Annotated in this window: 29 protein-coding genes; 9 read left to right on the top strand and 20 right to left on the bottom strand. The window is 69.0% G+C overall.

Annotated elements, in window-relative coordinates; all coding sequences use genetic code 11:
• Positions 1 to 3 precede the first annotated feature (3 nt).
• The 3 genes from ACQPYM_RS24790 to ACQPYM_RS24800 all read right to left on the bottom strand — a co-directional run bounded on the left by ACQPYM_RS24790 (position 4) and on the right by ACQPYM_RS24800 (position 2,282).
• Positions 4 to 687, bottom strand: coding sequence for a GAF and ANTAR domain-containing protein (locus ACQPYM_RS24790; RefSeq protein ID WP_433004310.1), 684 nt, complete (start codon positions 685 to 687; stop codon positions 4 to 6).
• A gap of 119 nt (positions 688 to 806) precedes the next feature.
• Entirely contained in the window at positions 807 to 1,292 is a 486-nt protein-coding gene (locus ACQPYM_RS24795; RefSeq protein WP_433004313.1) for an SRPBCC family protein, read from the bottom strand.
• Between the two features lie 108 nt (positions 1,293 to 1,400).
• Positions 1,401 to 2,282 (bottom strand): serine/threonine-protein kinase, encoded by an 882-nt coding sequence (locus tag ACQPYM_RS24800; RefSeq protein ID WP_433004316.1) that lies wholly within the window; start codon positions 2,280 to 2,282, stop codon positions 1,401 to 1,403.
• A 295-nt stretch (positions 2,283 to 2,577) separates the two neighbouring features.
• Here ACQPYM_RS24800 and ACQPYM_RS24805 point away from each other — a divergent pair, with 295 nt between their 5' ends.
• Genes ACQPYM_RS24805 through ACQPYM_RS24820 form a run of 4 tightly spaced genes read left to right on the top strand, consistent with a single transcriptional unit; the run spans position 2,578 to position 4,651 of the window.
• Complete coding sequence (locus ACQPYM_RS24805; protein ID WP_433004319.1) at positions 2,578 to 3,135, top strand: hemerythrin domain-containing protein; 558 nt, start codon at positions 2,578 to 2,580, stop codon at positions 3,133 to 3,135.
• 5 nt (positions 3,136 to 3,140) lie between these two features.
• Positions 3,141 to 3,392, top strand: coding sequence for a hypothetical protein (locus ACQPYM_RS24810; protein ID WP_433004322.1), 252 nt, complete (start codon positions 3,141 to 3,143; stop codon positions 3,390 to 3,392).
• A 28-nt stretch (positions 3,393 to 3,420) separates the two neighbouring features.
• Entirely contained in the window at positions 3,421 to 3,774 is a 354-nt protein-coding gene (locus tag ACQPYM_RS24815; RefSeq protein WP_433004325.1) for a hypothetical protein, read from the top strand.
• A gap of 10 nt (positions 3,775 to 3,784) precedes the next feature.
• Entirely contained in the window at positions 3,785 to 4,651 is an 867-nt protein-coding gene (locus tag ACQPYM_RS24820; RefSeq protein WP_433004327.1) for an alpha/beta fold hydrolase, read from the top strand.
• 29 nt (positions 4,652 to 4,680) lie between these two features.
• On the opposite strand, the gene ACQPYM_RS24825 is transcribed toward ACQPYM_RS24820, so the two are convergent.
• From ACQPYM_RS24825 to ACQPYM_RS24855, 7 genes are all read right to left on the bottom strand, one after another.
• Positions 4,681 to 5,145, bottom strand: a complete 465-nt coding sequence (locus ACQPYM_RS24825) for a hypothetical protein (protein ID WP_433004330.1) — start codon at positions 5,143 to 5,145, stop codon at positions 4,681 to 4,683.
• A gap of 113 nt (positions 5,146 to 5,258) precedes the next feature.
• Entirely contained in the window at positions 5,259 to 6,101 is an 843-nt protein-coding gene (locus ACQPYM_RS24830) for an SDR family NAD(P)-dependent oxidoreductase (RefSeq protein ID WP_433004333.1), read from the bottom strand.
• Positions 6,098 to 6,565 carry an SRPBCC family protein gene (locus ACQPYM_RS24835; protein WP_433004336.1) on the bottom strand — a complete coding sequence of 156 codons (468 nt, stop codon included), beginning with the start codon at positions 6,563 to 6,565 and terminating at the stop codon, positions 6,098 to 6,100. Before ACQPYM_RS24835 ends, ACQPYM_RS24830 begins: the two co-directional genes overlap by 4 nt.
• Before the next feature lie 102 nt (positions 6,566 to 6,667).
• Complete coding sequence (locus ACQPYM_RS24840; RefSeq protein ID WP_433004339.1) at positions 6,668 to 7,048, bottom strand: VOC family protein; 381 nt, start codon at positions 7,046 to 7,048, stop codon at positions 6,668 to 6,670.
• A 14-nt stretch (positions 7,049 to 7,062) separates the two neighbouring features.
• Entirely contained in the window at positions 7,063 to 7,461 is a 399-nt protein-coding gene (locus ACQPYM_RS24845) for an ester cyclase (protein WP_433004341.1), read from the bottom strand.
• A 5-nt stretch (positions 7,462 to 7,466) separates the two neighbouring features.
• Entirely contained in the window at positions 7,467 to 7,664 is a 198-nt protein-coding gene (locus ACQPYM_RS24850; protein WP_433004344.1) for a hypothetical protein, read from the bottom strand.
• Entirely contained in the window at positions 7,618 to 9,075 is a 1,458-nt protein-coding gene (locus ACQPYM_RS24855) for an MFS transporter (RefSeq protein WP_433004347.1), read from the bottom strand. The genes ACQPYM_RS24850 and ACQPYM_RS24855 overlap by 47 nt, the downstream gene beginning before the upstream one ends.
• Positions 9,076 to 9,141: 66 nt before the next feature.
• Here ACQPYM_RS24855 and ACQPYM_RS24860 point away from each other — a divergent pair, with 66 nt between their 5' ends.
• Positions 9,142 to 9,702, top strand: a complete 561-nt coding sequence (locus tag ACQPYM_RS24860; RefSeq protein WP_433004350.1) for a CGNR zinc finger domain-containing protein — start codon at positions 9,142 to 9,144, stop codon at positions 9,700 to 9,702.
• Between the two features lie 5 nt (positions 9,703 to 9,707).
• Here ACQPYM_RS24860 and ACQPYM_RS24865 read toward each other — a convergent pair whose 3' ends face one another.
• Both ACQPYM_RS24865 and ACQPYM_RS24870 read right to left on the bottom strand, forming a co-directional pair.
• Positions 9,708 to 10,436 carry an ANTAR domain-containing protein gene (locus ACQPYM_RS24865; protein ID WP_433004353.1) on the bottom strand — a complete coding sequence of 243 codons (729 nt, stop codon included), beginning with the start codon at positions 10,434 to 10,436 and terminating at the stop codon, positions 9,708 to 9,710.
• Entirely contained in the window at positions 10,436 to 11,131 is a 696-nt protein-coding gene (locus tag ACQPYM_RS24870; RefSeq protein ID WP_433004356.1) for an ANTAR domain-containing protein, read from the bottom strand. Before ACQPYM_RS24870 ends, ACQPYM_RS24865 begins: the two co-directional genes overlap by 1 nt.
• 97 nt (positions 11,132 to 11,228) lie before the next feature.
• On the opposite strand from ACQPYM_RS24870, the gene ACQPYM_RS24875 reads away from it, so the two are divergent.
• A complete protein-coding gene (locus ACQPYM_RS24875; RefSeq protein ID WP_433004359.1) occupies positions 11,229 to 11,978 on the top strand; it encodes a GAF and ANTAR domain-containing protein in 750 nt (249 codons plus the stop codon).
• Positions 11,979 to 11,980: 2 nt separating this feature from the next.
• On the opposite strand, the gene ACQPYM_RS24880 is transcribed toward ACQPYM_RS24875, so the two are convergent.
• Both ACQPYM_RS24880 and ACQPYM_RS24885 read right to left on the bottom strand, forming a co-directional pair.
• A complete protein-coding gene (locus ACQPYM_RS24880) occupies positions 11,981 to 12,937 on the bottom strand; it encodes a TIGR03557 family F420-dependent LLM class oxidoreductase (protein ID WP_433004362.1) in 957 nt (318 codons plus the stop codon).
• A gap of 17 nt (positions 12,938 to 12,954) precedes the next feature.
• Entirely contained in the window at positions 12,955 to 13,140 is a 186-nt protein-coding gene (locus ACQPYM_RS24885; protein ID WP_433004365.1) for a hypothetical protein, read from the bottom strand.
• 117 nt (positions 13,141 to 13,257) lie between these two features.
• On the opposite strand from ACQPYM_RS24885, the gene ACQPYM_RS24890 reads away from it, so the two are divergent.
• Together ACQPYM_RS24890 and ACQPYM_RS24895 are read left to right on the top strand one after the other, a co-directional pair.
• Positions 13,258 to 14,379, top strand: a complete 1,122-nt coding sequence (locus ACQPYM_RS24890) for a MalY/PatB family protein (RefSeq protein ID WP_433004368.1) — start codon at positions 13,258 to 13,260, stop codon at positions 14,377 to 14,379.
• 64 nt (positions 14,380 to 14,443) lie between these two features.
• Positions 14,444 to 15,409 carry a TIGR03557 family F420-dependent LLM class oxidoreductase gene (locus ACQPYM_RS24895; protein WP_433004371.1) on the top strand — a complete coding sequence of 322 codons (966 nt, stop codon included), beginning with the start codon at positions 14,444 to 14,446 and terminating at the stop codon, positions 15,407 to 15,409.
• Here ACQPYM_RS24895 and ACQPYM_RS24900 read toward each other — a convergent pair.
• Complete coding sequence (locus ACQPYM_RS24900; RefSeq protein ID WP_433004374.1) at positions 15,398 to 16,012, bottom strand: UdgX family uracil-DNA binding protein; 615 nt, start codon at positions 16,010 to 16,012, stop codon at positions 15,398 to 15,400. The genes ACQPYM_RS24895 and ACQPYM_RS24900 overlap by 12 nt on opposite strands.
• Positions 16,009 to 16,233 (bottom strand): CDGSH iron-sulfur domain-containing protein, encoded by a 225-nt coding sequence (locus tag ACQPYM_RS24905; RefSeq protein WP_433004377.1) that lies wholly within the window; start codon positions 16,231 to 16,233, stop codon positions 16,009 to 16,011. Before ACQPYM_RS24905 ends, ACQPYM_RS24900 begins: the two co-directional genes overlap by 4 nt.
• Before the next feature lie 89 nt (positions 16,234 to 16,322).
• On the opposite strand from ACQPYM_RS24905, the gene ACQPYM_RS24910 reads away from it, so the two are divergent.
• On the top strand, positions 16,323 to 17,303 hold the full coding sequence (locus ACQPYM_RS24910) for an iron-containing redox enzyme family protein (protein WP_433004380.1): 981 nt from the start codon (positions 16,323 to 16,325) through the stop codon (positions 17,301 to 17,303).
• Here ACQPYM_RS24910 and ACQPYM_RS24915 read toward each other — a convergent pair.
• Genes ACQPYM_RS24915 through ACQPYM_RS24930 form a run of 4 tightly spaced genes read right to left on the bottom strand, consistent with a single transcriptional unit; the run spans position 17,300 to position 22,709 of the window.
• A complete protein-coding gene (locus tag ACQPYM_RS24915; RefSeq protein WP_433004383.1) occupies positions 17,300 to 19,687 on the bottom strand; it encodes a phosphoketolase family protein in 2,388 nt (795 codons plus the stop codon). The two genes, ACQPYM_RS24910 and ACQPYM_RS24915, sit on opposite strands and share 4 nt — an antisense overlap.
• Positions 19,687 to 20,010: a plasmid stabilization protein gene (locus ACQPYM_RS24920; protein ID WP_433004386.1), complete on the bottom strand. Its 324-nt coding sequence runs from the start codon at positions 20,008 to 20,010 to the stop codon at positions 19,687 to 19,689. The genes ACQPYM_RS24915 and ACQPYM_RS24920 overlap by 1 nt, the downstream gene beginning before the upstream one ends.
• Positions 20,011 to 20,070: 60 nt before the next feature.
• Positions 20,071 to 21,744, bottom strand: coding sequence for an alpha-amylase family protein (locus tag ACQPYM_RS24925; protein ID WP_433004389.1), 1,674 nt, complete (start codon positions 21,742 to 21,744; stop codon positions 20,071 to 20,073).
• Complete coding sequence (locus ACQPYM_RS24930; protein WP_433004392.1) at positions 21,741 to 22,709, bottom strand: TIGR03885 family FMN-dependent LLM class oxidoreductase; 969 nt, start codon at positions 22,707 to 22,709, stop codon at positions 21,741 to 21,743. Before ACQPYM_RS24930 ends, ACQPYM_RS24925 begins: the two co-directional genes overlap by 4 nt.
• Positions 22,710 to 22,724: the final 15 nt, after the last annotated feature.

The following is a 22,724-nucleotide window of genomic DNA, read 5'->3' on the forward strand; positions in this document are numbered from 1 at the left end:
CGGCTACTCGGCTTTGGCGGCGGCCTCGGCAATCAGGCCGGTGGCGACGTCGTGCAGCTTGATGTTGCCCGTCTGCGAGACCCGGACCAGGAACGCGAACGCCCGGTCCGGGTCCAGCTTGTAGCGTTCCATCACGATGCCCACCGCCTGGCCGATCCGCTCGCGGGTGACCAGGGCGTGGGTGAGGGACTCGTCCTGCCGGCCCCAGCCCAGCGCGACCGCGGCCAGCCGGGCGAACAGCGCACCCAGCATCCGGGTGTCGGGCGTGATCTCGTGGGGCTTGTTCGCGTACAGGTTCAGCGCCCCGCGGGCGTGCGGTTCGGCGCAGAACTGGAACGCCAGCTGCGACCTCAGCCCGAACGAGGCGGCCGCCTTCGGTCCGTAGTCCGGCCAGCGCGGATCACAGGACAGGTCGTCGACCTGCACCACCGGCTCGCTGAGCGCGGCCTGGTAACAAGGTCCTTCCCGCAACTCGTACTGCAGTTCGTCGGCCCGGATCGCGATCTCGTCGGTCGGGGCCAGCGTCTCGATCCGGCCGCCCCGGGTGGTCACCGAGATGCTGGCATGGTCGATCCCGGGCAGCGCGTCAACGGCGGCGTGGGTGATTCGCTCCAGCGTCGGTTCGAGATCCATCGGCAGTTGCAGCGCGGACGCGACCTCGCTGACCACCTCGATCAGCTCCTGCACGTCCACTGCTCGGCCCTCCACCGGGGCCGGCGGGGTCCGACCAGGTACAGCCAGTATGCGCCCGCATCCTGGCTCCGGAGAGCATCGGTTGGCCGGCAATTGCGACAACGTTGTCGCCATCAGGCCTGTGGGGTGTCGCCGGTGTTGGGGCGTTGCTCGAGGGTGGTCTTGATGCCTTCGAGGGAGTGGCGCAGTTCTTCGTCGACGGCCGGGTCGGCATCGTGGCCGGTGTGCAGCCGGACGGTGAGCTTCGACGTCCCGTCCGAGACGAAGTCGACGTCCAGCTCGCCGTGGTACTCGGATTCGCCCGGCGCTGCCCAGCGGAGCTTGCGGTTCTCCTCGATGACATCGATCGTCGCCGAGCTGTGCTGCTCCTGCTCTCCCGAGCCACCGGTCGGTACGACGGCAGTCACCTCGACCTCCTCGTGCACCGGCTCGCCGGGCTGCCTTGCTTCCATCCCTTGCGCTTCGTCGGGTCGCGGGCCGGTCCGGTGGACGTCGGTCAGCCGGGGCAGGTACTCGGGGAGATGCTCGATGTCCGCGAGGTAGTCGAAGAGGATGTTCGGGGCAACATCCACCGTCGTCGACGCTTCGTGATCAGCCATGCGAACTCCCTGGACTCTGCGGCTTCTTCTGCTCTCGGTGCCCCCGGTCCGCGGCGGAGAAACCGCGCGTTCGGCCCTGGCTCAGGAGTCCGGTAGGGACCGTCGGCGCTAAGGCTGGCCGGCCAGGGCTTCGGTCACCGCGAGTTGGGTGGGATCGAGAGGGTGAGGAGCCTCGTCGATGTGGGTCTCGGGGGTGGTCTCGTAGGTGTCTCGGCACCAGGCGGCGACCTCTTCCGCGTCGGGCCGGTCGGCTGGGCTCTTGGCGAGCATCCGCATGAGGTAGTGCCGGAAGCCGCTGTCCACGCAGGCCGGCCGGACCGGAACGGCGACCAGGTGCTGGCGTAGTACGCCGGTGGGGGTGTCGGCGACGAAGGGTGGGTCGCCGGTCAGCAACTGGTACAGGACGCAGCCGAGGGAGTAGATGTCGGATGCGGGCCCGACCGGTTCGGCCCGGGCCACCTCGGGGGCCACGTAGAAGCTGGTGCCGAGGACACATCCGTCCGGGGTGTCGTCGCTGGAGCGGTCGCTCACGAAGCAGGCGATGCCGAAGTCGGCGATCTTGAGCGTGCCGTCGCCGGCCACCAGCAGGTTGCTGGGCTTGATGTCGCGGTGGATCACGCCTTCGCGGTGCGCCGCCGACAGGCCTTCCGCCGCTTGCGCGATGACCAGCGCGGCCGCCCGCGGCGTCATCGGGCCGTCCTGCTGGAGCGTCGCCGCCAGGGTCTGGCCGACGACCAGTTCCATCACCAGGTAGAAGCTCTGCTCGTGCGGCCCGAAGTCGTGCACGTCGACGACATGAGGATTGTTCACCACCGCGGCCGCCTGCGCCTCGCGATGGAACCGTTCGGCGGCTTCGGGGTCCGTACTGCCGTGCTTGAGCAGTTTGACCGCGACCCGCCGGGTGAGCACCTCGTCGGTGGCGCGCCAGACTTCGCCCATCCCGCCCTGCCCGATGACAGCCTCGAGTTGGTACCGGTCCGCTACCCGCATGGCGCACCTCCTGACGGCTCAGTGTTCTTCAGGTACCCGTGTTGGGGGCTGGGCAACAACACGGACGAAGCTGTCATCCGGACGTAGGCGAATCGCAATGGTTTCAGCAGGTTTAAACCTGGGAACAGGTGGTTCGGCTTGCTCCCTGGTGGCGCGCGTCGGCGAAGTGCGGCGAGGACCATGGGCCGGGTCTTCCCCCGCGCCACCAGTGTGAGCGGATCTCCGTTTCGGGCCGGGTACCGGCCGCGCGAAACCGCCCTGGACAAGGGCGAACCGGAGAGAAAGGGATAGTGGCATGGCTGCCGATGTCGTCGATCTGATCATGCAGGACCACCGGGAGGTCGAGCGGCTGTTCGACGAGCTGAAGGACAACCCCGAGAAGCGCGAAGGCCTGGTGCCGGTGCTGACCACCTTGTTGTCGGCGCACAGCCGCGCCGAGGAGTCCGAGGTGTACCCGGTCGCCGCTTCCGAGGCCGACGAGGCGGACGAGGTCGCGCACAGCCAGGAGGAACACGTCGAGGCCGACCAACTGCTCGCGAAGCTCGCCGCCACCGACCCCACCTCGGCGCAGTTCGAGAAGGTGCTGCAGAACCTCATCGACGCGGTCAGCCACCACGTCGAGGAGGAGGAGACCAAGGTCCTGCCGGGGATGCGCGCCAACCTGAGCGAGGAACGCCGGCAGCAGCTCGGCGAGGCGTTCGCGGCCAGCCGCAAGCAGCACCTCGGCGACCAGCCCGAGGACATCACCCGCCAGGAGCTGCTCCAGCAGGCCCGCAACGCCGACCTGTCCGGCACCTCCTCGCTCAGCAAGGACGAGCTGCAGCAGAAGCTCCAGGAGAAGGCCGGAAAGTAGTCGCCATGTCCATTGTGGAACGCCTTCGGCGCTGGCGGATGTCGCACCGGCTGAACGAGTCGGACGCGCCGGCGGACACGTCCACCGCGATGACGAGGGCCGAAGGCGGTGACCCGGCCGGCGACACGCCGGCCACCACCGGTACCGGTGCGAACGACGAGTTCGTCGGCCGGGTCGCCGGTGACGAGGCGGACACCGGAACGACCGGTGCCGAGGCTCGCTCCGGCCGGGAGGACCGGCCGGACGAGCGGCCCTGACCCCCAGACCGCGAGGAGTTCGAGCACGATGACCGTGAAGTTGAACCGGACCGCTTTCGACCACGCGAAGAGCCTCGCGCGGAAGAAGAAGGTGGTGATGGACGACCGGGACGACTGGAGCGAGCACGCACCGAGCGCGGACGACGAGAACTCCTACCTGGACCAGCACGGCTGGAAGGAATACAGCCGGTGGTATCTCGGCATCGACACCGAGATGGGTGAAGAGACCAAGGGCCACTACAAGTTCCCGTACGGCGACTTCCGCAAGGTGCACCGCTGCGGGGTGATCAGCGCCGAGTCCCGGGCCGCCCAGAACGACTATGACGACATCGCCAAGGCCGTCGCGGAACTCCACGAGCTCCTCGACGGCGAGCACGCCTGACCGCCGGCTGATGTTCGAAGGTTTCGAGCTCGACCGGATCGAGGCCGGAGACGCAGTACTGCGCGTGCGGCACGGCGGCTCGGGACCGCCACTGGTTCTCCTGCACGGCCATCCGCGGACCCACACCACCTGGTACCAGGTGGCACCCGCGTTGGCGGACACGTTCACGGTCGTCTGCCCGGATCTCCGCGGCTACGGCCAGTCGAGCAAACCGGTGACGGACGAGGAGCACACGCCGTACTCGAAGCACGCGATGGCGGCCGACATCGCCCAGCTGATGACGGCGCTCGGCCACGACGAGTTCGCGGTCGCCGGGCACGACCGCGGCTCGCTGGTCGCCTACCGGACCGCGATGGAGCACCCGGACCGGGTCAGCAAGCTCGTGGTCCTGGACGGCATCCCGATCGTCGAGCACCTCGAACGGTGCGACACCCGGTTCGCGACCGAGTGGTGGCACTGGTTCTTCTTCGCCCAGGACGAGAACCCGGCCGAGCGGATCATCTGCGCGGATCCGGAGACCTGGTACCGCGCCTGGACCGAGAACTCACCCGAGCAGCTCGGCCCCGAGAACCACGCCGACTTCCTGGCCGCGATCCGCGACCCGGCCACCGTGCACGCGATGCTCGAGGACTATCGCGCCGGGCTCGGGCCGGACCGGCGGGCCGATGAAGAGGACCGCGCGGCGGGGCGGCAGATCACTTGCCCGACGCTGGTGCTGTGGTCGACCAAAGACGACATCGAGCAGCTGTACGGCGATCCGTGCGAGGTCTGGCATCCGTGGGCGCCGTCGGTGACCGGGCACGGGATCGACTCGACCCACCACGTCGCCGAGCGCAACCCGGCCGACCTCGTCCGCAGCCTCCGCGCGTTCCTCTGAAGCCGTCCCTGATTCGGTTCAGCCGGCTCTCAGCCCGGGGCGGGCTGGAGTTCGGCGCTGATCCGGGCGCCGCGGAGGAGTCTGAGCACGGCCGGGTCAGGTGTGGCGACCAGGAAGCGCGGGCGGGCGGAGAGTAGCCGGGCCTGGGTCTCGCGGACGATTCGCGCGACCAGTTCGGCGCCGTCCACCGAGATGAGCAGATGCAGACGCAGGGTGGCCGGCGCCAGATTGCCGGCCTCCAGCAACACCTTGCGCAGAGCGACCACCAACCGCACGTCGATGGTCCCCGCAACGGTCACCGTCACGGTCTCCCCCGCGGTGGACAGCACAATCTCCCCCGGCGGCAACGCAGGCACCCTGCGGCCAGGCCGCTCCCCGGTCGTCGCCTCGTCTCCGCCACGCGATTGCGCAGCCGTCGGCTCGCTCGTGTCGCGGTGCTCGACGGCTTCGCTCGCTTTCCGTGGTTCGGAGGTCTCGTTGTCGATCTCGTTCACCCGCCCCCTCCGACGTCGGTCCCAAGAGCTCCACCATGCCAGGTGCCGGCAACCCTGCACCACGCTGCGCCGATGCTGAGACCCGGACGACGGCCGGGGCCCCGGTTCCGCGGTCACTCGTCCTTGGCGCCCTTCGTCGTCGCCTGCTGCGCTGCCTTGTCGAACAGCCGGTCGGGCACCAGCCGGCGCACCTTCGGGACGACCATCGCCGCCACCCCGACCGGATAACGGGTCCGGGGCTTCTCGGCGACGACCGCGTGCTGGATCGCCGCCGCGGTCTTGTCCGCGTTCGGGCTGTTCTTCGAGGCCTTCCGCAGCGTCTCCCGGACGGCATCGATCCGTTCGGCGTACCGCTTGCTGGCCGGCAACCGGTCCAGCGTCTCGACGGCCTTCGCCCACAACGGCGTCGCGACCGGACCCGGCTCGACGATCGACACAAAGATCCCGTCCGGGGCCAACTCCTGGCGCCACGCGTCACCGATCGCCTCGATCGCGTACTTCGAGGCGTGGTACGCGCCGGCGAACTGCACCGCGACCAGCCCACCCATCGAGCCGACGAAGACGACCCGGCCGCCCCGGCCACGCCGGAGCAGCGGCAACACACACTGGGTGACCGAGACCGGCCCGACCACGTTGACCTCCAGCTGATGCCGGAGGCTCTCGATCGGCAGCAGCTCGAGTGGTCCCGCGATCCCCTCCCCCGCCACGTTGACCACGGCGGTCAACGGCTCCGCGCCGAGCTGCGACGACACCGCCTCGGCCAGCGCCTCGACCGAAGCGCGATCCGTCACGTCCACGGTGTGCACCGACAGAGCGGGCGAGGCGCCGCGGGCCAGGATCTCGCCGTCCGCCGCGTCATGGACCGCGGCGAACACGCGGATCCCGGCCCGGTCCAGCCGCAGGGCCGTGGCGGCCCCGATGCCACTGCCGGCGCCGGTGAGCAGGACAGCGGTCATCGGCTTGCGTCCGGACGCTCGACGTCACCACGCCAGGCGCCGGTCGACGTACCGCGCTCTTCGATGAACTCCTTGAAGCGCTTGAGGTCGCCCTTGACCCGGCGGCTGACCACACCGGCCTTGTCCCCGACCTGCTCGGCCAGACCCTCCGGCTCGAAGTCCATCTGAGCGGTCACCCGCGTCTTGGTGTCGTCCAGCCGGTGGAAGGTGACCACACCGGCGTGCCGCGGCTCCGTGTCCGACTTCCAGGCCACTCGCTCTTCGGGGTGCTGCTCGGTGATGGTGGCGTCGAACTCCCGCTTCACCCCGGCGATGTTGGTCTTCCAGTGCGTGTGCGTCGGGTCGAGCTGCCTGACCTCCTCGACCCCTTCCATGAACTGCGGGAAGGTCTCGAACTGGGTCCACTGGTTGTAGACGGCGGTGATCGGCGCCTCGACGTCGACCGACTCGATGGTGTCGCTCATCGCTTGCTCCTCTCGCGCCTCCCGACCGGGGAGGCGAGTCGCTGCTGGACTGTCGGCACCCCTGTACCCGCCTGCGGCCCGCGAAACCCGAACTTGTGCGTGTCAGGCCCACGTCCTGGCGGCGGCCTCGAACTCGTCGCGGCTGCTGTGGAGCGGGATGACGCAGAGCAGGTGGCCGCCAGGCGCGCGCAACGTGTGGCAGCCTTGCCAGCTGGACACCTCCACGGCGCCGAGACCGACCAGGCGCGCGACCTCGGCGGGGACGTCGTCGGTCTCGATGTCGAGGTGATACCGCGGCTCGTCGTCCACCGCCTGGATCGCCGTCACGAACCCGGGCAGTGCGTCCTTCAGTACGACGTACTGCGGCTCCCCCGGCTCCGGCTCGGTGCTCACCCCCAGCGCCTCCGCCCAGAACGCCTCGGACTCCCCGGCGCGATCCTTCGGCACATCGATCAAGAACGTACTGACCCGGCTCCTGTGCATTCCCCAAAACCTGTCTACTCGCCGTTGGTGAGGAGGTCTCGTACTGCGGAGCCGAGGTCTCCCCAGCCCTCGGCGATGCGTCCATTCTCCAGCCGGTAGATCGCCAGCTCCTGGACCGTGATCACCCTTCCGGTCGCGGGCACACCGCGGAAGGTCCCGGAGTGGGTGCCGGTGTCGACCAGGCGAGCGGCGAGCCAGTCGCCGTCGACCAGCACCTGCTGCAGATCCCAGTGGTAGTCCGGAAACGCGTCGACCACCGCCTGGCAGCCCGCGATGTAGCTTTCCAGCCCTTCCTTGCCATCGCCACCCCGGACGTCCTCCGCGACGAACTCTCCGAGTTCCTCGAACCGATGCTGGTTGCAGCAGTCGATGTACCGGCGGTAGAAGTCGATCCGCTCGGCGCGCTCGGACATCCGGCTCAGGTCCCGTACGGCGGCCGGTAGTCGGGCTGCAGCGTGATGCCGGCCTCGGCCGCCTTCGCGCGGACAGCTGCCTCAGGTCGTCCGAGTCGCAGGCCGATCACGCACGGCGGGATGTTGCCGACCGCCAGCTCCGCGAGTTCGGCGAGGTCATCCTCCGTCCACGGTTCGCTCGCGTTGCGGATGGACTGGGCCATGACCATCGATCTCACATCTCCTCATCGTGTCCTCGTTCCCCCGGTTCCCGCCCGCGCGGATTCGAAAAGCCGCCTTCGGAAGTCGGGCCTGTCGAAGCCGGGGCCGGGTCCCCCAGCCGACGCCGGCCATCACGATCAGCGCAGTACCGGCGACAGTCAGCCAGCCGGCCGTGTAGTCCAGCCCGTACTCCCGGCCGGCCACCGCGATGGTGATCGCGACCATCGTCGCGGTACCGAGCTGGGCCGCTGTGTTGAGCAGTCCCGCCGCGCTGCCTTGCTGGTCGGCCGGCACCGCAGTACCGAGCCCGTACGCCGCTACGGCTCCCATCCCGTTGCCCAACCCGGCCAGAGCGAGCCCGATCAGCAGTGTCGTGGTGGCGGACCAGAACACCATGGCAGCCGCGCCCGCGAGGATCAGCAGCAGCCCGACAGTCAGCATGAGCCGGGCACCCACACGAGGCAGCAGCCGTCCTGCCAGCGCTGCCGCGAGGACAACGGCCACGCTGAACGGCAGGATCATCAAGCCGGCCGCTGCTGGGCTGAAGCCCTTGGTCTCCTGCAGGTAGAGGGTGCCGACGACCACGAGCGCGCTGGTCGTGGCCGTGATGCCGAACGACCCCGCCAGCCCAGCCACGAAGGTCCGCCGCCACAGACTCGGCGGCACCAGCGGTGACGTCGTACTGCGCTCGCGAACCACTAGCAGGATCACCGCCAGTACGCCGGCCAGCCCGAGCGCGAACGGGACAGGCCAGGGCTTCGCGGCGGCATTGGCAGCGGCAACAACCGCCGCGACCGCTACCACCTGCAGCAGCACCGAGCGCGGGTCGAAGCCAGGCGACGGCTGCCGCGGCGACCGGTCCCGCTCGATCACTCGCAGCAGCACTGCGATGAGGCCTGCGGTGACCACCAGATTCCCCCAGAAGATCGCCCGCCAACTCACAGCCGAGGTGGTCAGGCCACCGACCAGCAACCCGGCCGCACCGGCCAGACCGCCGCAGGCATTCCAAGCGCCGAGAGCACGATCGCGGGCGGTCTGGGTCTCGGTAGCTCTTGTCAGCAATACCAGCGCGTTCGGTACCGACATCGCCGCGGCTGCGCCCTGGATCGCCCGCCCAGCCACCAGTACTGCCATCGTCGGAGCGACAGCAGCGACTACGGACCCGGCAGCGAAGACCACCAGCCCCACAATCAGCAGGCGGCGATGTCCGTAGCGATCACCGAGCCGGGCGGCCAGGAGCAGCAGACTGCTGAAGCCGACCGCGTAGACGGGCACCAGCAGACCCGCCTGAGCCGCGGACCCGTCCAGCTCGGCCAGCATCCGCGGCAGGGCGGACACGACCACCGTCACGCCCATCACGTCGACGAACTGAACTGTGCACAGAGCCACCAGCCGGCCACGAGAGTTGTCCATCCTCCGACGCTAAAGTAATGCTTTCACACCTTCAAACCGTTAGCGTGTTGCCTTAAGCTGGCGAGTATGGGCATCGAGCTGACCTGGGAGTGGCTGGACGGCAACCCCGCGCTCGACTTCGCGAACACCGTCCTGCGGCGCGGCTGGACCGAGCACGAACTGGTGACATCGCCCGACGCTCTGAACTCCTGGCTGGACGCGGCGGCGCTTCCGGCCCCTCGCCCGTCGACTGTCACCGACGACGACGTCCAGGCGTTCCTGCACCTTCGCGACGCGTCCCTCCGGCTGTTGCGAGCCGCCGCGGGTCATGGCAAGCGGCAAGCCGGCGATGTACGGACTCTCAACGAGGCACTGCTCAGTTGCCCGGAGGTAGTGGTGCTGGACGAGGCGACCGGCTCACCCGTCGCCCGGCCTGTCGGTTCACCGGCACCCTTCACGCTGCTGCTGGCGAAACTGGCCGGCGAAGTACGCGACGTACTGGCCGCTCAACGGACGGACCTCGCCCTCTGTGACGCGCCTGGCTGTGGTGGGCTCTTCTTCCGGCGCCGGACGAACCAGGCATGGTGCGGCCCGCCCTGCGGCAACCGGGCCCGCGTGGCCCGGCACCACAGCGGCGGCGCCCACTAGAGCGGTCAGTCCGTGGCGACGGCGTTGTCGATGACGCGGGCGGCGACCTCGCCGAGGGGTTCGCCGCTGTCACCGGCCAGCGCGAGCAGCAGCTCGAAGGCTTCGTCGAGCGGCACGTCCTCGACGTACGCGAGCACACCCTTGGCGCGTTCGATCACGATCCGCTGGTCCAGGGCCGCGCGGAACCGCTCCGCCAGATCCAGGGCCGTCAGCCGGCCGGAGTGGACGATGGCGATCGTCACCATGTCGGCGAAGGTCTGGGCGATCTCCCCGATCTCGCCGGAGGACTCCTGGTCGGGGAAGAAGAGGTTCAGCGCGCCGAGCGCCTCACCTCGCCACAGCATCGGCGCCGCGTGCACGGCGTCGAAACCGGCCTGCCGCATCGCCTCGGTCACCGACGGCCAGCGGTCCGCGATCTCGTCGCTGCCGGCGGCGGTCACCGCCGCACCCGTCCGCACGGCGTCGACACACGGACCTTCGTCGACCTGGAGCTGGTAGAGCTCCAGTTCGTGGGCGCGGTGGCTGGTCGAAGCAAGCAGCTCGAGTCGCCCGTCGTCCGGCCTGACGACCACCAGACCGGCCGCCGATGCTCCGGTCGCGCGGGCGCAACCGGCCAGCAGCGAGGTGGTCATGCCGATGACGTCCCCCGTACCGAGCAGGCCCGCGCTGGCCAGCGCCAGTTCGTGCAGCGCGCCGGCCGTACGGCGGGCGGCGGAGTCGTCGTGTGTGGACATCAGTCTCCCTGCGAGAAGTCGAGCCGACGAGTGACTACCAGGTCGGCGATCTCGGCCAGCGTGGTGTCGTGCGCGTAGGCGTGCGCCCGCAGGATCGCCAGCGCGTCCTCCGGGCCGAGCCGCAACTGCGCGATGACCATCCCGGTCGCCTGGTGGATCGCCGCCCGCGAGGACCAGGCCCCGCTCTCGGTCAGGCCTGCCTCGATCGACGGATCGCGCAGCAACGCGGCGCCGATCGCGTCGGCCAGGAACTGGGCCGTCTCCTCCGACTCGGCGACCCGCGAACTGCCCGCGAGGTACAGGCTCAGGGTGCCGAACACCTCCTCGCCGGGCCGCATCGCGAAGCAGCGGATCTGGAGCGACTCGACCGAGGCGCGGGCCGCGCGGGTGAACTCGGGCCAGCGCCGGACGGCCTCCTCGTCCAGTCTGGTGGCCACCGCCTGGCCGGTCCGGAACGCGTCGTGACACGGCCCTTCGCCGAGCACGTCCTGCAGATCCTCCAGCCGGGCCGCGATCTCGTTCGTCGCGGCCAGCGTGATCCGGCTCGAGGTGTCGTTGCTGACCGTGATCGAGGCGGCGTCGACGCTCAGGATGAGCCGGCAGGCCTCGCACAGCCGCTCGGCCAGATGACGGTCCCGCGCGTTCGCCGCGGCCAGCCGCGCCAGCCGGGCCAGGATCACCGCATGGTCTGTCATGACCTTCTCCGCCTCGTGGCGGGCAACCGCCTCGCCATTACGACTCTCACAGTACGCGCCCGGATTAACTTCGGCCGGTATTGGCATGATGTCCACCATGGATCACTCCGACCACGCGGGCGCCCCGGACGCACCCTTGGGACGGCCCGAGCCGGCCAACACCCAGGAGACGGCTGACGCGTTCGCGCGGCTGGCAGTCGAACTGCACGACGCCGACGGCGTCGTCGAGACCGTGGAGGCGGTCGCGCAGTTCGCCCTGCAGGCCCTGAACTGCTCGTACGCCGGGATCGCCCTCAACTCCCGTGGCGCGCGGCCCGAGATCGCCGCCGTGACCGACCCGGTGGTCGCCGAGGTCTTCGAGATGCAGCTGGCCAGTGAGACCGGACCACTCGTCACCGCGCTGCGCGACCGGGCCTCGGTGCAGATCCGCGACACCTCTACCGAGGAGCGATGGCCTGAGTGGGCGGCCAAGGTCGCGGCACTGGGCGTTCGCAGCGTCCTCGACGTACCGCTGGTGGCGGGCAGTCAGCGGACCCGGACGGTCGGCGTGCTCGGGCTCTACAGCCCGAATCCGGACGCGTTCGGCGCCGACGACGAGGCGATCGCGTACATCCTCGCCCGGCACGCCTCGGTCGCGGTGGCCACCGCCCGGCACGAAGCGTCGATGGCGCAGGCGGTCGACGCCCGGAAGCTGGTCGGGCAGGCGATGGGCATCCTGATGGAGCGGTTCGCCATCGACGGCGATCGCGCGTTCGCGATCCTGAAACGCTACTCCCAGGACACGAACACCAAGTTGCGCGACGTCGCCCAGCAACTGATCGACACCCGCCGCCTGCCGTCTGGGTAGGGTCAGATTTGGCGCAGCGCCGGTCCGAGTTCCTTCTCGAAGAAGTCGAAGAAGCCGTCGGGGTCCGGCCCAGCGTTGATCAGCGCCAGGTTGTCGTAGTCAGCGTCCACGAACTGCTTGGCCACCTCGACATGGCGCTCGACGTCCGGTCCACAACCGAACTGCTCGGCCAGGTGGTCGGCCGTTACGAGCTTGGTGGCAGCGTCGAAGTTCACCGGGTTGGGCAGCTCGGCCTGCACCTTCCATCCGGTGACGCCGAACCGGAACAGCCGCCGCGCGGACTCCGCGGCTTCTTCGGCCGAGGGTGCCCACGCCAGTGGCACTTCGGCGTACCGGGGACCTTGACCGCCTGCTTTCCGGTACTCCGTGACGAGGTCGGCGCGTGGTTCGGTGGTGAAGAGTGCGTCACCGACCTCTCCGGCCAGGCGCGCGGCCGCCGGTCCACCGGCCGCGACGGCGATGCGTGGCAACGGGTCCGGCAGGTCGAAGACGCGGGCATCCTCCAGCCGCAGGTGCTTGCCCTCGTACGACTGGTAGCCGCCACTCCACAGCAACCGGATGATCTCGATCGCCTCGCGCAGCATTTCGTGGCGCTGGGCAACGGCCGGCCAACCCTGGCCGACGACGTGTTCGTTGAGCCGTTCACCGGCCCCGAGGCCGAGCATGAACCGACCGCCGGCCAGGAGCGCCGTGGTGGCGGCAGCCTGGGCGACGATCGCCGGGTGGTAACGGATGAACGGGCACGTCACCCCGGTCGCGAGCTCGATCCGCGACGTCCGGGCGGCCGCCGCGGCGAGCATCGAGAAGGCGAACCCGGAGTGCTCGTGCTCCGGCACCCAGGGGTGGAAGTGGTCGCTGACCTCGACGAAGTCGAAGCCGGCTTGTTCGGCCCGGACGGCCTGGTCGACGATCTCGGTCGGCGAGTACGCCTCCGCGATCAACTTGTAGCCGAGCCGCATTCAGAACCTTTCCGTCGTCACCAGCGCGGCAGCTGGTCGTTCGGGTCCTCGTCGGGGGTGTCGGGGTCGTCGGGGACCGGTTCGGTCAGCGGGCTGTCGTCGTCCGGCCGGATGCCGATGTCAGGGTGCCTGCTGTCGGGGTCCGGATTGTCGGGGTCCCCGCCGCCTTCCGGCGGCACAGGGTTGATCGGGCTGGTGCTCATCGCAGTACCTCCTGACGGATGATTCTGGACAGCGATCCGGTACCCGATGGGCGCTGCGGCAATCAACTGGCCGCTTTCTGGGTAATGGCCCGGTGCCTGATCCCCGAGAGGAGCGACATGCCAACGGTGCCGGCCCTGGACGAGCTGCAGCGACGACGGAGCGAGAAGTGGTACGGCCACGGCGAGGGCGTGATCGCCGCGACCGTGGCGGAGATGGACTTCGAGCTGGCCGAGCCGATCGCGGCGGCCCTGCACGACGCGGTGTCTCGCAGCGACCTCGGTTACGTCTCCTCCCTGCCGTCCTCCCTCGGTACTGCGTTCGCCGGTTTCGCCCAGCGCAGGCTGGACTGGAAGGTCGATCCCGACCGAGTGACGCTCGTGCCGGACGTGATGGTCGGCCTGATCGAGCTGTGCCGGGTGATCGCGCCTGGCGGGTCGATCGGTTTCGCGACCGCCGGCTATCCCCCGTTCTTCGAGCAACTGCCGGCGGCGGGCTTCTCGCTGGTCCCCATGCCACTGCTCACCGACGGTTCCTTCGACCTCGACCGCCTCACCGCACACCTGCGGGACGGACTCGACATCCTGATCCTGGCCAACCCGCACAACCCGACCGGCCGCACCCTCCCGTACGACGAACTGACGCGGATCGCGGACCTCTGTGCGCAGTACGGCGCGTGGGTGCTGGCCGACGAGATCCATGCGCCCCTCGTGCTGCCGGGTGCGAAACACGTGCCCTGGCTCGAAGTGTCCGATGCGGCCCGGTCGTGCGGGATTTCGTTGACCTCGGCATCAAAGGCCTTCAACCTGGCCGGGCTCAAGGCCGCGCTGCTGGTGACCGCGTCCGACCGCGCCCAGGACGTCCTCCGGCGGCTCCCGATCACCAACGACCAGGTCGGCCTGCTCGGACTCGTCGCCTCCGAGGCCGCCTTCTCGGCCGGTGACGAGTGGCTGGACGACGTACTGCGCCAACTCGACCGGAACCGCGCCGTCATCGCCGCGAATCTCCCCGAGGGCATCACGTGGACTCCCCCGCAGGCCACGTACGTCGCCTGGCTCGACTGCGCCGGAGCGAGCCTCGGCCAGGACCCGGCGGAGTTCTTCCTGGAGCGAGCTCGCGTCGCCCTCAGTCCAGGCCGCAACTACGACCCGGCGGCAAACACCTTCACCCGGCTGAACTTCGGTACCAGCGAGGAGCTCCTCACCGAAATGCTGCACCGGATGGCCTCCGCCGTCAGCTGAGACAGCGCGTGTATCGCCTCGGGGGTTGGGCACCGGGGCGATACCGACGAGACTTGGAGGCACAGTGAAGATCGGCTACTTCCTGTCCAGCGAGGAGTACACCCCGGCACAGCTGATCGAGCAGGCCCGGCTGGCCGAGGAGTCCGGCTTCGACAGTCTGTGGATCAGCGACCACTTCCACCCCTGGAACGACGAGCAGGGACAGAGCGCGTTCGTGTGGTCGACCATCGGGGCGATCGCGCAGGTCTGCGAGCTGCCGGTGACGACGGCGGTGACGTGCCCGACGGTGCGGATCCACCCGGCCGTCATCGCCCAGGCGGCGGCGACCAGCGCAGTACTGCTGAACGGCCGCTTCACGCTGGGGATCGGCACCGGTGAGGCGCTCAACGAGCATGTTCTCGGCGACGTCTGGCCGACGGTCGACGTCCGGCTGGAGATGCTCGAGGAGGCCGTGGAGATCATGCGCCGGTTGTGGACCGAGGACGGTTTCGTGAACCATCGCGGCAAGCACTACACGGTCGACACCGCCCGGATCTACACCCGGCCCGACTCGCCGTTGCCCATCTACATGTCCGGATTCGGCCCGGAGGCGACCGATGTCGCGGCCCGGATCGCCGACGGTTACATCACGACCTCGCCGGACGAGGAGCTGCTGCAGCGGTTCCGTGAGCACGGTGGCGGGGACAAGCCGGCCCAGGTGGGCTTCAAGGTGAGCTACGCGCCGACCGTGGAGGAGGGCGTCGAGCAGGCGCACCGGATCTGGGGCAACTCCGGGCTGCCGGGTGAGCTCGCCCAGGTGCTGCCGTCACCCCGGCACTTCGAGCAGGCGAGCCAGTTGGTCACCAAGGAGCAGACCGCCAAGTCGGTGGCCGCGGGACCGAAGGCCGACGACCATCTGGAGGCGTTCAAGCCGTACGTCGAGGCCGGCTTCGACGAGATCTACGTGGCGAACATGGGCCCGCACTCGGTGGACATGATGTCGCTCTACCGCGACGAGGTACTGCCCGAACTGCGCCGGTCACTCAAGTAGCGCGGCGGCGGCGCGGAGGTCGTCGACGAAGAGGCCGAAGTCGCGGCGGTACTCCTCGGAGCGCACGACCGACGACGGATGGACTGTCGCCACGGCGGCAGTCCCGTCCGGCAGCTCAACGGGCTCGCCGCGATGCTGGGTCACCCGGAATGTGGTGCCCAGCAAGGACCGCGCGGCGACCGAGCCGAGCACGACCACCAGGCTGGGCTTCACAATCTGCAGCTCGCGGGTCAACCAGGGGCCGCAGGCAATGATGTGACTGACCGCCGGGGTCTTGTGGATCCGTCGCTTCCCTCGCCGCTCGAACCGGAAGTGCTTCACCGCGTTGGTGACATAGACATCGTCACGCGCGATGCCGGCCTCGGCCAGCGCCTTGTCGAGCAGCCGTCCGGCCGGCCCCACGAACACCCGGCCTTCCTTGTCCTCGACATCACCCGGCTGCTCCCCGACCAGCATCATCCGCGCTTTCGCCGGCCCGTCCCCCGGTACGACCTGCTCGGCTTCCTCCCACAGATCGCAGCCGCGGCAGGCGGGCAGGGCGGTCTCGAGGCTGGGCAGTCCGCCCCTGGACGGCACCCATTCCTGCGCTCCGACGAACTTCATGCCGCTCCCTCCCGGGGCGGCCGCTTCTTCGTGAGCGCGTGGCTGCCGTCACACAGCGGCTTCAATCCGGACTTGCCACAGCGACACAACGCGATCGTCGCCCGGCCGGGGTCGATCACCGCGCCGGTCTCGTCGCGCAGCTCGAACGAGCCCCGGACCAGCAGCGGCCCGTCCTCATAGGCACGGATGACGGCGACGTCTTCTCCAGGCGAATCACTCATGCCGGACCGGTACCCCTGCCGATCTTGTGCGAAAAGTGCTTGTGGCATCGATTTGGCGGGTACCTGCGGCTGGTCGAAGGAGGAACCACATGCACCTACCCCCATCCCGCGGGCCGCTCACCCACTGGTTGACGAACCACCTGCGGGGCGGCCGGACCGTTCCGCCGCCCGCGGTCGAGACCCAGGACACCCCGCCGTGGGCCGACGAGGACCTGCAACTCGCCCTGTGGTGCTGTTACGAGCTGCACTACCGCGGATTCGACGATGTCGACGAGTCGGCGGAGTGGGACCTCGACGTCCTGGCCTTCCGCGCTGAACTCGAGCGTCCCTGGACCGAGTGGCTGACCGCCACCTATCGCCCGGCTGTCGTCAGCGGCAGGCCCTCGCGGTTGTTGCGGGAGCTGATCGAGGCCGACGACGGGCCGCCCCTGGCGGCGTACCTGCATCGTCATGCCGATCTGGAGAAGTTCCGCGAGTTCGTGCTGAACCGCTCGGTCTACCAGCTCAAGGAGGCCGACCCGCACAGCTTCGGCATCCCCCGGCTGGACGGCGCGACCAAGGCTGCGCTGGTGGAGATCCAGGCCGACGAGTACGGCGGCGGCCGGCCGGAGCGGATGCATGCCGAGCTCTTCCGTACGACGATGCGCTGGCTGGGCCTCGACGACACCTACGGCCGGTACGTCGCCGAAGTACCGGCCGTCACGCTGGCGATCTCCAACGTCATGTCCCTCTTCGCCATGCACCGACGCTGGACCGGCTCCCTGCTCGGCCACCTGGCTGCCCTGGAGATGACCTCAACCCTGCCCAACCGCCGGTACGCCGCCGGCGCGACCCGTCTCGGCGCCGACCCGGCCGCGGCGCGCTACTTCACCGAGCATGTCGAGGCGGACGCGGTTCACGAGCAGATCGCGGCTCACGACCTGTGCGACTCCTATGCCCAGGAGCACCCCGAGGCCACCGCCGACATCCTGTTCGGAGCTGCCTGCTGTCTGGGCCTGGACAACCTGTTCGCCCAGCAACTGCTGGACAGCTGGGAGGCGGGCTCCCGGCCTCGGAGTGAGGCCGGTTAGCGGCTCCAGCGCCAGTCGCGGACCTCGGGCAGGTCCTCCCCGTAGGTGGTGACGTGGGCGCGATGGCGGGTCCGCTGATCGGCGAACCACTGCCGTTGCGAGCTCGCCCGGCTGCGCAACGACGGCACCCGGTCGATCACGTCCATCGCCAGGTGGAACCGATCGAGGTTGTTCAGCACGACCATGTCGAACGGTGTGGTCGTCGTGCCTTCCTCGATGTAGCCGCGCACATGCAGATCGGCATGGTTGTTGCGCCGGTAGGTGAGCCGATGGATCAGCCACGGGTAACCGTGGTACGCGAACATCACCGGCGTACCGGGTGGGAAGAGCGCGTCGTAGTCCGGATCGCTCAGGCCGTGCGGGTGCTCGGTGGCGTCCTGCAGCCGCATCAGGTCGACCACGTTGACGACGCGGATCTTCAACTGGGGCAGGTGTTCGCGCAACAGGTCGACGGCGCCCATCGTCTCCAGCGTCGGGACGTCGCCGGCGCAGGCCATCACGACGTCCGGTTCGCCGTTGTCGTTGCTGGCGAAGTCCCAGACGCCGATCCCGCGGGCGCAGTGCAGGGCCGCCTCGTCCCAGTCCAGCCAGTTCGGCTGCGGTTGCTTGCCGGCGACAACGACATTGACGTAGTTCCGGGTCCGCAGGCAGTGGTCCATCGTGGACAGCAAGGTGTTCGCGTCCGGCGGCAGATAGACCCGGACGACCTCGGCCTTCTTGTTCACCACGTGGTCGATGAAACCGGGATCCTGGTGCGAGAACCCGTTGTGGTCCTGCCGCCAGACGTGCGAGGTCAGCAGGTAGTTCAGCGACGGGACCGGCCGCCGCCAGTCCAGCCGGTTCACCGTCTTCAGCCACTTGGCGTGCTGGTTCACCATCGAGTCGACGATGTGCACGAAGGCCTCGTACGACGAGAACAGGCCGTGCCGCCCGGTGAGCAGGTACCCCTCCAACCAGCCCTGACAGGTGTGCTCGCTGAGCATCTCCAGCACGCGCCCGTCCTGCGCCAGATGAACGTCGGTCGGCAACCGGCCGGCGTTCCAGGCCTTGGCCGTCACGTCGTAGACCGCCGACAACCGGTTCGACTCGGTCTCGTCCGGCCCGACCATCCGGAAGTTCCGGTGTGTCTCGTTGGCCGTGAAGACATCACGCAGATAGCTCCCCAGCACCTTGGTCGGCTCGCCGTCCTCAGCCCCGGGCGCCTTCACCGGTACTGCGTACTCCGCGACCGGCGGCAGCTCCAGATCGCGAGTGAGCAGGCCACCGTTGGCGTGCGGGCTCGACCCCATCCGCAACTCCGCAGGCGGAGCCAGCTCCAGTACGCCGGTGACCGGCCGGCCGGACGGCTCGAACAGTTCTTCCGGCCGGTAGCTCCGCATCCACTCCTCGAGCTGGCGAAGGTGTTCCTCGTTCGTCCGTACGCCGGACAGCGGGACCTGATGCGACCGCCAGGTGTCCTCGACGGGTTCGCCGTCGACCAGTTTCGGCCCGGTCCAGCCCTTGGGCGTCCGGAGGACGATCATCGGCCAAGCGGCTCGCGGGGTGCCTTCGGCCGTAGTACGGGCCTCCAGTTGGATTTCGTCGATGCGGTCCAGGCATCGGTCCATCGTGGCGGCCAGGGCCTGGTGGACGACGGCCGGATCCGAGCCTTCGACCAGGTAGGGCTCGTGTCCGTAGCCGCGCAGCAGGGCCGTGAGCTCCTCGTCGCCGATTCGGGCGAGCAAGGACGGGTTGGCGATCTTGTAGCCGTTCAGATGCAGAATCGGCAGCACCGCACCGTCGCGCCGCGGGTCGATGAACTTGTTGGAGTGCCACGACGTTGCCAGCGGCCCCGTTTCCGCCTCACCGTCGCCGACCACGCAGGCGACCACGAGCCGCGGGTTGTCGAACGCGGCGCCGTAAGCGTGGCTGAGCGAATAGCCGAGCTCACCGCCCTCGTTGATCGACCCCGGTACTTCGGGCGCCACGTGGCTGGGAATGCCACCGGGAAAGGAGAACTGCTTGAACAGTCTGGTCAGGCCCGCGACGTCCTGCCCGGTGTTCGGGTACGTCGCCGTCCAGCTGCCCTCGAGCCAGGTGTTCGCGACGATGGCCGGACCACCGTGGCCCGGCCCGATCACATACATGAACTCGCGCTGGCGCTGCCGGATCACCCGGTTGAGGTGCGTGTAGACCAGGTTCAGCCCGGGCGTCGTACCCCAGTGCCCGAGCAGCCGCGGCTTGATGTGCTCAGGCCGCAGCGGCTCCTCGAGCAACGGGTTGGCCAGCAGATAGATCTGCCCGACGGAGAGGTAGTTGGCTGCCCGCCAGTACGCGTCGAGGCCGTGGACTTCCTCTTCGCTCAGCGGGCTCGTGTCGATGACTTGCCAGCTCGGCTCCGACACTAGCGACCGACTGCCTTCTCGAGCTCCGCCTTGCTCATCTTCGACCGGCCCTTGATGTTCTTCTGCTTGGCCTCGTTGTAGAGCTGGTCCTTGGTCCGGCCCTGCGAACCCTGGTGCGAGCGCAGGCCGCCGCGGCGGCTCGACGACATGTCGTTGGTGGAGGACTTGCTCTTCTGCTTCGACTCGCCGGCCCGTGCCCGCTCCTTGTTCACGGTGCGTGCCGCGATCTCCTCGGCTTTGTCCTCGCTGCGGCCGCGCTTCTTCAGGCCGTCCTTGATGTGCTCGTACTGCCGTTCGCGCTTCTTGTTCGATCCAGCGGGCATGGCTGTCTCCTTTCGCTCTAGCGGCCGGTACCCCTCTGGATGAGCGTCAATCAGGACTGGTCAGATGATGTAGCGGTCGTACGGGCGCAGTACGCGCAGCCAGCAGGAGCCGTAGCCGGCCAGTGAGTGCTGCAGGCTGCCGTCGGCTTCGATGTCGCTGATCTCCCCGCTGAGCAGGTCAGCGACGCGGACGCCGGGCCCGGCACCAGCGATGGGAAGGGTGAGCTTGACCGGCGTGTCGGCGAAGTTGTGCACGGCGATCACGGCGCCGCCCTCGCACTCCGACCGATGCGCGAAGACCGACGGGGCGTCGACCTGCAGGACGGTGCACTCGCCCCACGACAGCTCCGGAGACTCCCGGTAGCGCCGGATCAGGAGGGTGATCCAGTTCAGCAGCGAGTCCGGGTCACGTCGCTGGGCCGCGACGTTGACGTGCTCGGGCGACAGGTCGCCTTCGACCACCAGACCGGCCAGCTGATCGGGGTCGGCGGTCGAGAAGCCGCCGTTGACGTCGCTGGTCCACTGCATCGGGCTGCGGACCGCGTTCCGCCCCTCCGCCTTGAGGTTCTCCCCCATCCCGATCTCCTCGCCGTAGAACAGGACCGGCGTACCGGGCAGGGAGAACAGCAGGCTGTAGACCATCTTGATCCGCGCCATGTCGCCACCGAGCATCGTCGGCAGCCGGCGGCGCAGACCGCGGCCGTAGAGCTGCATGTCCTTGTCGGGCCCGAAGGCGGCGAAGACCTCCTGCTTCTCGTCCTCGGTCAGCTTGTCGAGGGTCAGCTCGTCGTGGTTGCGGACGAGCAGGCCCCACTGGCCCTCCTCCGGCGGCACGGGCCGCTCCCGCAGCGCCTTGACCAGCTCCGCCGGGTCCGATCGGGCCAGCGACAGGTACAGCTTCTGCATCCCGATGAAGTCGAAGCACATCGTCAGCTCGTCGCCGTCCTCGTCACCGAAGAACTCGCGAGTCTGCTCGTACGGCAGGTTGACCTCGCCCAGCAGCACCGCCTGGCCGCTGCGCCGGCTGAGGAACGCCCGCAGGTCGCGCAGATAGTCGTGCGGCATGGGCAGGTTCTGCGCCTTCTGCGAACCCTTCGTCTCCAGCAGGAACGGCACCGCGTCCACCCGGAAACCGGACAGCCCGAGCTGCAACCAGAACCCGATGATCCGGATGATCTCGTCGCGCACCTCCGGGTTGGCGATGTCCAGGTCGGGCTGGTGCTTGTAGAACTGGTGCAGGTAGTACTGGCCGGCCTGCTCGTCGTACTGCCACAGGCTGTCCTCCTGGTCCGGGAAGACGATGCCCTCACTGGCGTCCGCCGGCGGCTCGTCCCGCCAGACGTACCAGTCCCGGTACTTCGAACTGCGCGACGCCCGCGCGCTCTGGAACCACGGGTGCTGGTCGGAGGTGTGGTTCACCACCAGGTCCGCGATCACCCGCATGCCGCGGTCCTTCGCGAGCGTGATCAGCTCGACCAGGTCGCCGTGGGTGCCGAGTCGCTTGTCGACCCCGTAGAAGTCGGTGATGTCGTACCCGTCGTCGCGATCGGGCGTCGGATAGAACGGCATCAGCCAGATACACGTCACGCCCAGCTCGGCCAGGTGGTCGATCCGCTGGGACAGGCCGCGGATGTCTCCGCGGCCGTCGCCGTCGGTGTCGAAGAAGGTCTCGATGTCCAGGCAGTAGACGACGGCGTTCTTCCACCAGACGTCCGCGGTCTCGGTCAGTCTCACGGGCGGGTCACCTCCAGCTGGGGCAGGACTTTCTCTCCGAACACATCGATGAACTCGGACTGCTCGCGGCCGACGTGATGCAGGTAGATCGCGTCGAAGCCGAGTTCGGCGTACGCGTTGAGCCACTCGGCGTGCCGGGCGGGGTCGGACGAGATCCGGACGGCGTCGTGCATCGCCTCGGGACGGACGTGCTCGGCGGCCAGGTCGAGCACCTCGGCCGAGTCGACGTCCCAGCTCAGCGGCGGGGAGAACACGTTGGTCCGCCACTGCTCGTGCGCGATCCGGAGGGCTTCGTCCTCGTCCGGGTGGTAGCTCAGGTGGACCTGCAGGCAGACCTTGCCCTTGCCGCCGTTGTCCTTGTACGTCGAGATCATCTCGCGCAGGTGCTCGGGAGCGGCGGCCACCGTGATCAGGCCGTCCGCCCAGTGGGCACACCGCTCGGCGGTCGCTGTCGAGACCGCGGCGCCGATCAGAGCGGGCGGCTCGTTCGGGAGCGTCCAGAGCCGGGCCCGGTCGACGGTCACCAGACCGTCGTGGCTCACCTCCTCGCCACGGAGGAGTCTCCGGATCACGTCGGCGCATTCCTCCAGCCGCTGCTGACGGAGCTCCTTGCGCGGCCAGACGGCACCGGTGATGTGCTCGTTGCTCGCCTCACCCGAGCCGAGCGCCGCCCAGAACCGGCCGGGGTACATCGAACCCAGGGTGCCGATCGCCTGCGCGATGACGGCCGGGTGGTACCGCTGGCCCGGCGCGTTCACCACCCCGAAGGACAGGCCGGTCGCCTGCAGGGCGGCGCCGAGCCAGGACCAGGCGAAGGCGGACTCGCCCTGCCGTTCGCTCCAGGGGCTGAAGTGGTCCGAGCACATCGCCGCCGTGAACCCGGCCTGCTCGGCCCGGACCACGGCGGCGAGCAGGTCGGTGGGCGGCACCTGCTCATGTGAGGCGTGAAAACCGTAAACAGTCATCTCCCCACCGTGCCC

It is taken from the genome of Kribbella sp. CA-294648 (assembly GCF_050943845.1).
Lineage (GTDB): Bacteria > Actinomycetota > Actinomycetes > Propionibacteriales > Kribbellaceae > Kribbella.

Excerpts from the sequence above, each read along its gene's own strand:
- ACQPYM_RS24795 (WP_433004313.1), bottom strand. The coding sequence starts at position 1,292 with ATGGCTGATCACGAAGCGTCGACGACGGTGGATGTTGCCCCGAACATC.
- ACQPYM_RS24800 (WP_433004316.1), bottom strand. The coding sequence starts at position 2,282 with ATGCGGGTAGCGGACCGGTACCAACTCGAGGCTGTCATCGGGCAGGGC.
- ACQPYM_RS24805 (WP_433004319.1), top strand. The coding sequence starts at position 2,578 with ATGGCTGCCGATGTCGTCGATCTGATCATGCAGGACCACCGGGAGGTC.
- ACQPYM_RS24810 (WP_433004322.1), top strand. The coding sequence starts at position 3,141 with ATGTCCATTGTGGAACGCCTTCGGCGCTGGCGGATGTCGCACCGGCTG.
- ACQPYM_RS24815 (WP_433004325.1), top strand. The coding sequence starts at position 3,421 with ATGACCGTGAAGTTGAACCGGACCGCTTTCGACCACGCGAAGAGCCTC.
- ACQPYM_RS24820 (WP_433004327.1), top strand. The coding sequence starts at position 3,785 with ATGTTCGAAGGTTTCGAGCTCGACCGGATCGAGGCCGGAGACGCAGTA.
- ACQPYM_RS24830 (WP_433004333.1), bottom strand. The coding sequence starts at position 6,101 with ATGACCGCTGTCCTGCTCACCGGCGCCGGCAGTGGCATCGGGGCCGCC.
- ACQPYM_RS24835 (WP_433004336.1), bottom strand. The coding sequence starts at position 6,565 with ATGAGCGACACCATCGAGTCGGTCGACGTCGAGGCGCCGATCACCGCC.
- ACQPYM_RS24840 (WP_433004339.1), bottom strand. The coding sequence starts at position 7,048 with ATGCACAGGAGCCGGGTCAGTACGTTCTTGATCGATGTGCCGAAGGAT.
- ACQPYM_RS24845 (WP_433004341.1), bottom strand. The coding sequence starts at position 7,461 with ATGTCCGAGCGCGCCGAGCGGATCGACTTCTACCGCCGGTACATCGAC.
- ACQPYM_RS24850 (WP_433004344.1), bottom strand. The coding sequence starts at position 7,664 with ATGGCCCAGTCCATCCGCAACGCGAGCGAACCGTGGACGGAGGATGAC.
- ACQPYM_RS24855 (WP_433004347.1), bottom strand. The coding sequence starts at position 9,075 with ATGGACAACTCTCGTGGCCGGCTGGTGGCTCTGTGCACAGTTCAGTTC.
- ACQPYM_RS24860 (WP_433004350.1), top strand. The coding sequence starts at position 9,142 with ATGGGCATCGAGCTGACCTGGGAGTGGCTGGACGGCAACCCCGCGCTC.
- ACQPYM_RS24865 (WP_433004353.1), bottom strand. The coding sequence starts at position 10,436 with ATGTCCACACACGACGACTCCGCCGCCCGCCGTACGGCCGGCGCGCTG.
- ACQPYM_RS24870 (WP_433004356.1), bottom strand. The coding sequence starts at position 11,131 with ATGACAGACCATGCGGTGATCCTGGCCCGGCTGGCGCGGCTGGCCGCG.
- ACQPYM_RS24875 (WP_433004359.1), top strand. The coding sequence starts at position 11,229 with ATGGATCACTCCGACCACGCGGGCGCCCCGGACGCACCCTTGGGACGG.
- ACQPYM_RS24880 (WP_433004362.1), bottom strand. The coding sequence starts at position 12,937 with ATGCGGCTCGGCTACAAGTTGATCGCGGAGGCGTACTCGCCGACCGAG.
- ACQPYM_RS24885 (WP_433004365.1), bottom strand. The coding sequence starts at position 13,140 with ATGAGCACCAGCCCGATCAACCCTGTGCCGCCGGAAGGCGGCGGGGAC.
- ACQPYM_RS24890 (WP_433004368.1), top strand. The coding sequence starts at position 13,258 with ATGCCAACGGTGCCGGCCCTGGACGAGCTGCAGCGACGACGGAGCGAG.
- ACQPYM_RS24900 (WP_433004374.1), bottom strand. The coding sequence starts at position 16,012 with ATGAAGTTCGTCGGAGCGCAGGAATGGGTGCCGTCCAGGGGCGGACTG.
- ACQPYM_RS24905 (WP_433004377.1), bottom strand. The coding sequence starts at position 16,233 with ATGAGTGATTCGCCTGGAGAAGACGTCGCCGTCATCCGTGCCTATGAG.
- ACQPYM_RS24910 (WP_433004380.1), top strand. The coding sequence starts at position 16,323 with ATGCACCTACCCCCATCCCGCGGGCCGCTCACCCACTGGTTGACGAAC.
- ACQPYM_RS24920 (WP_433004386.1), bottom strand. The coding sequence starts at position 20,010 with ATGCCCGCTGGATCGAACAAGAAGCGCGAACGGCAGTACGAGCACATC.
- ACQPYM_RS24930 (WP_433004392.1), bottom strand. The coding sequence starts at position 22,709 with ATGACTGTTTACGGTTTTCACGCCTCACATGAGCAGGTGCCGCCCACC.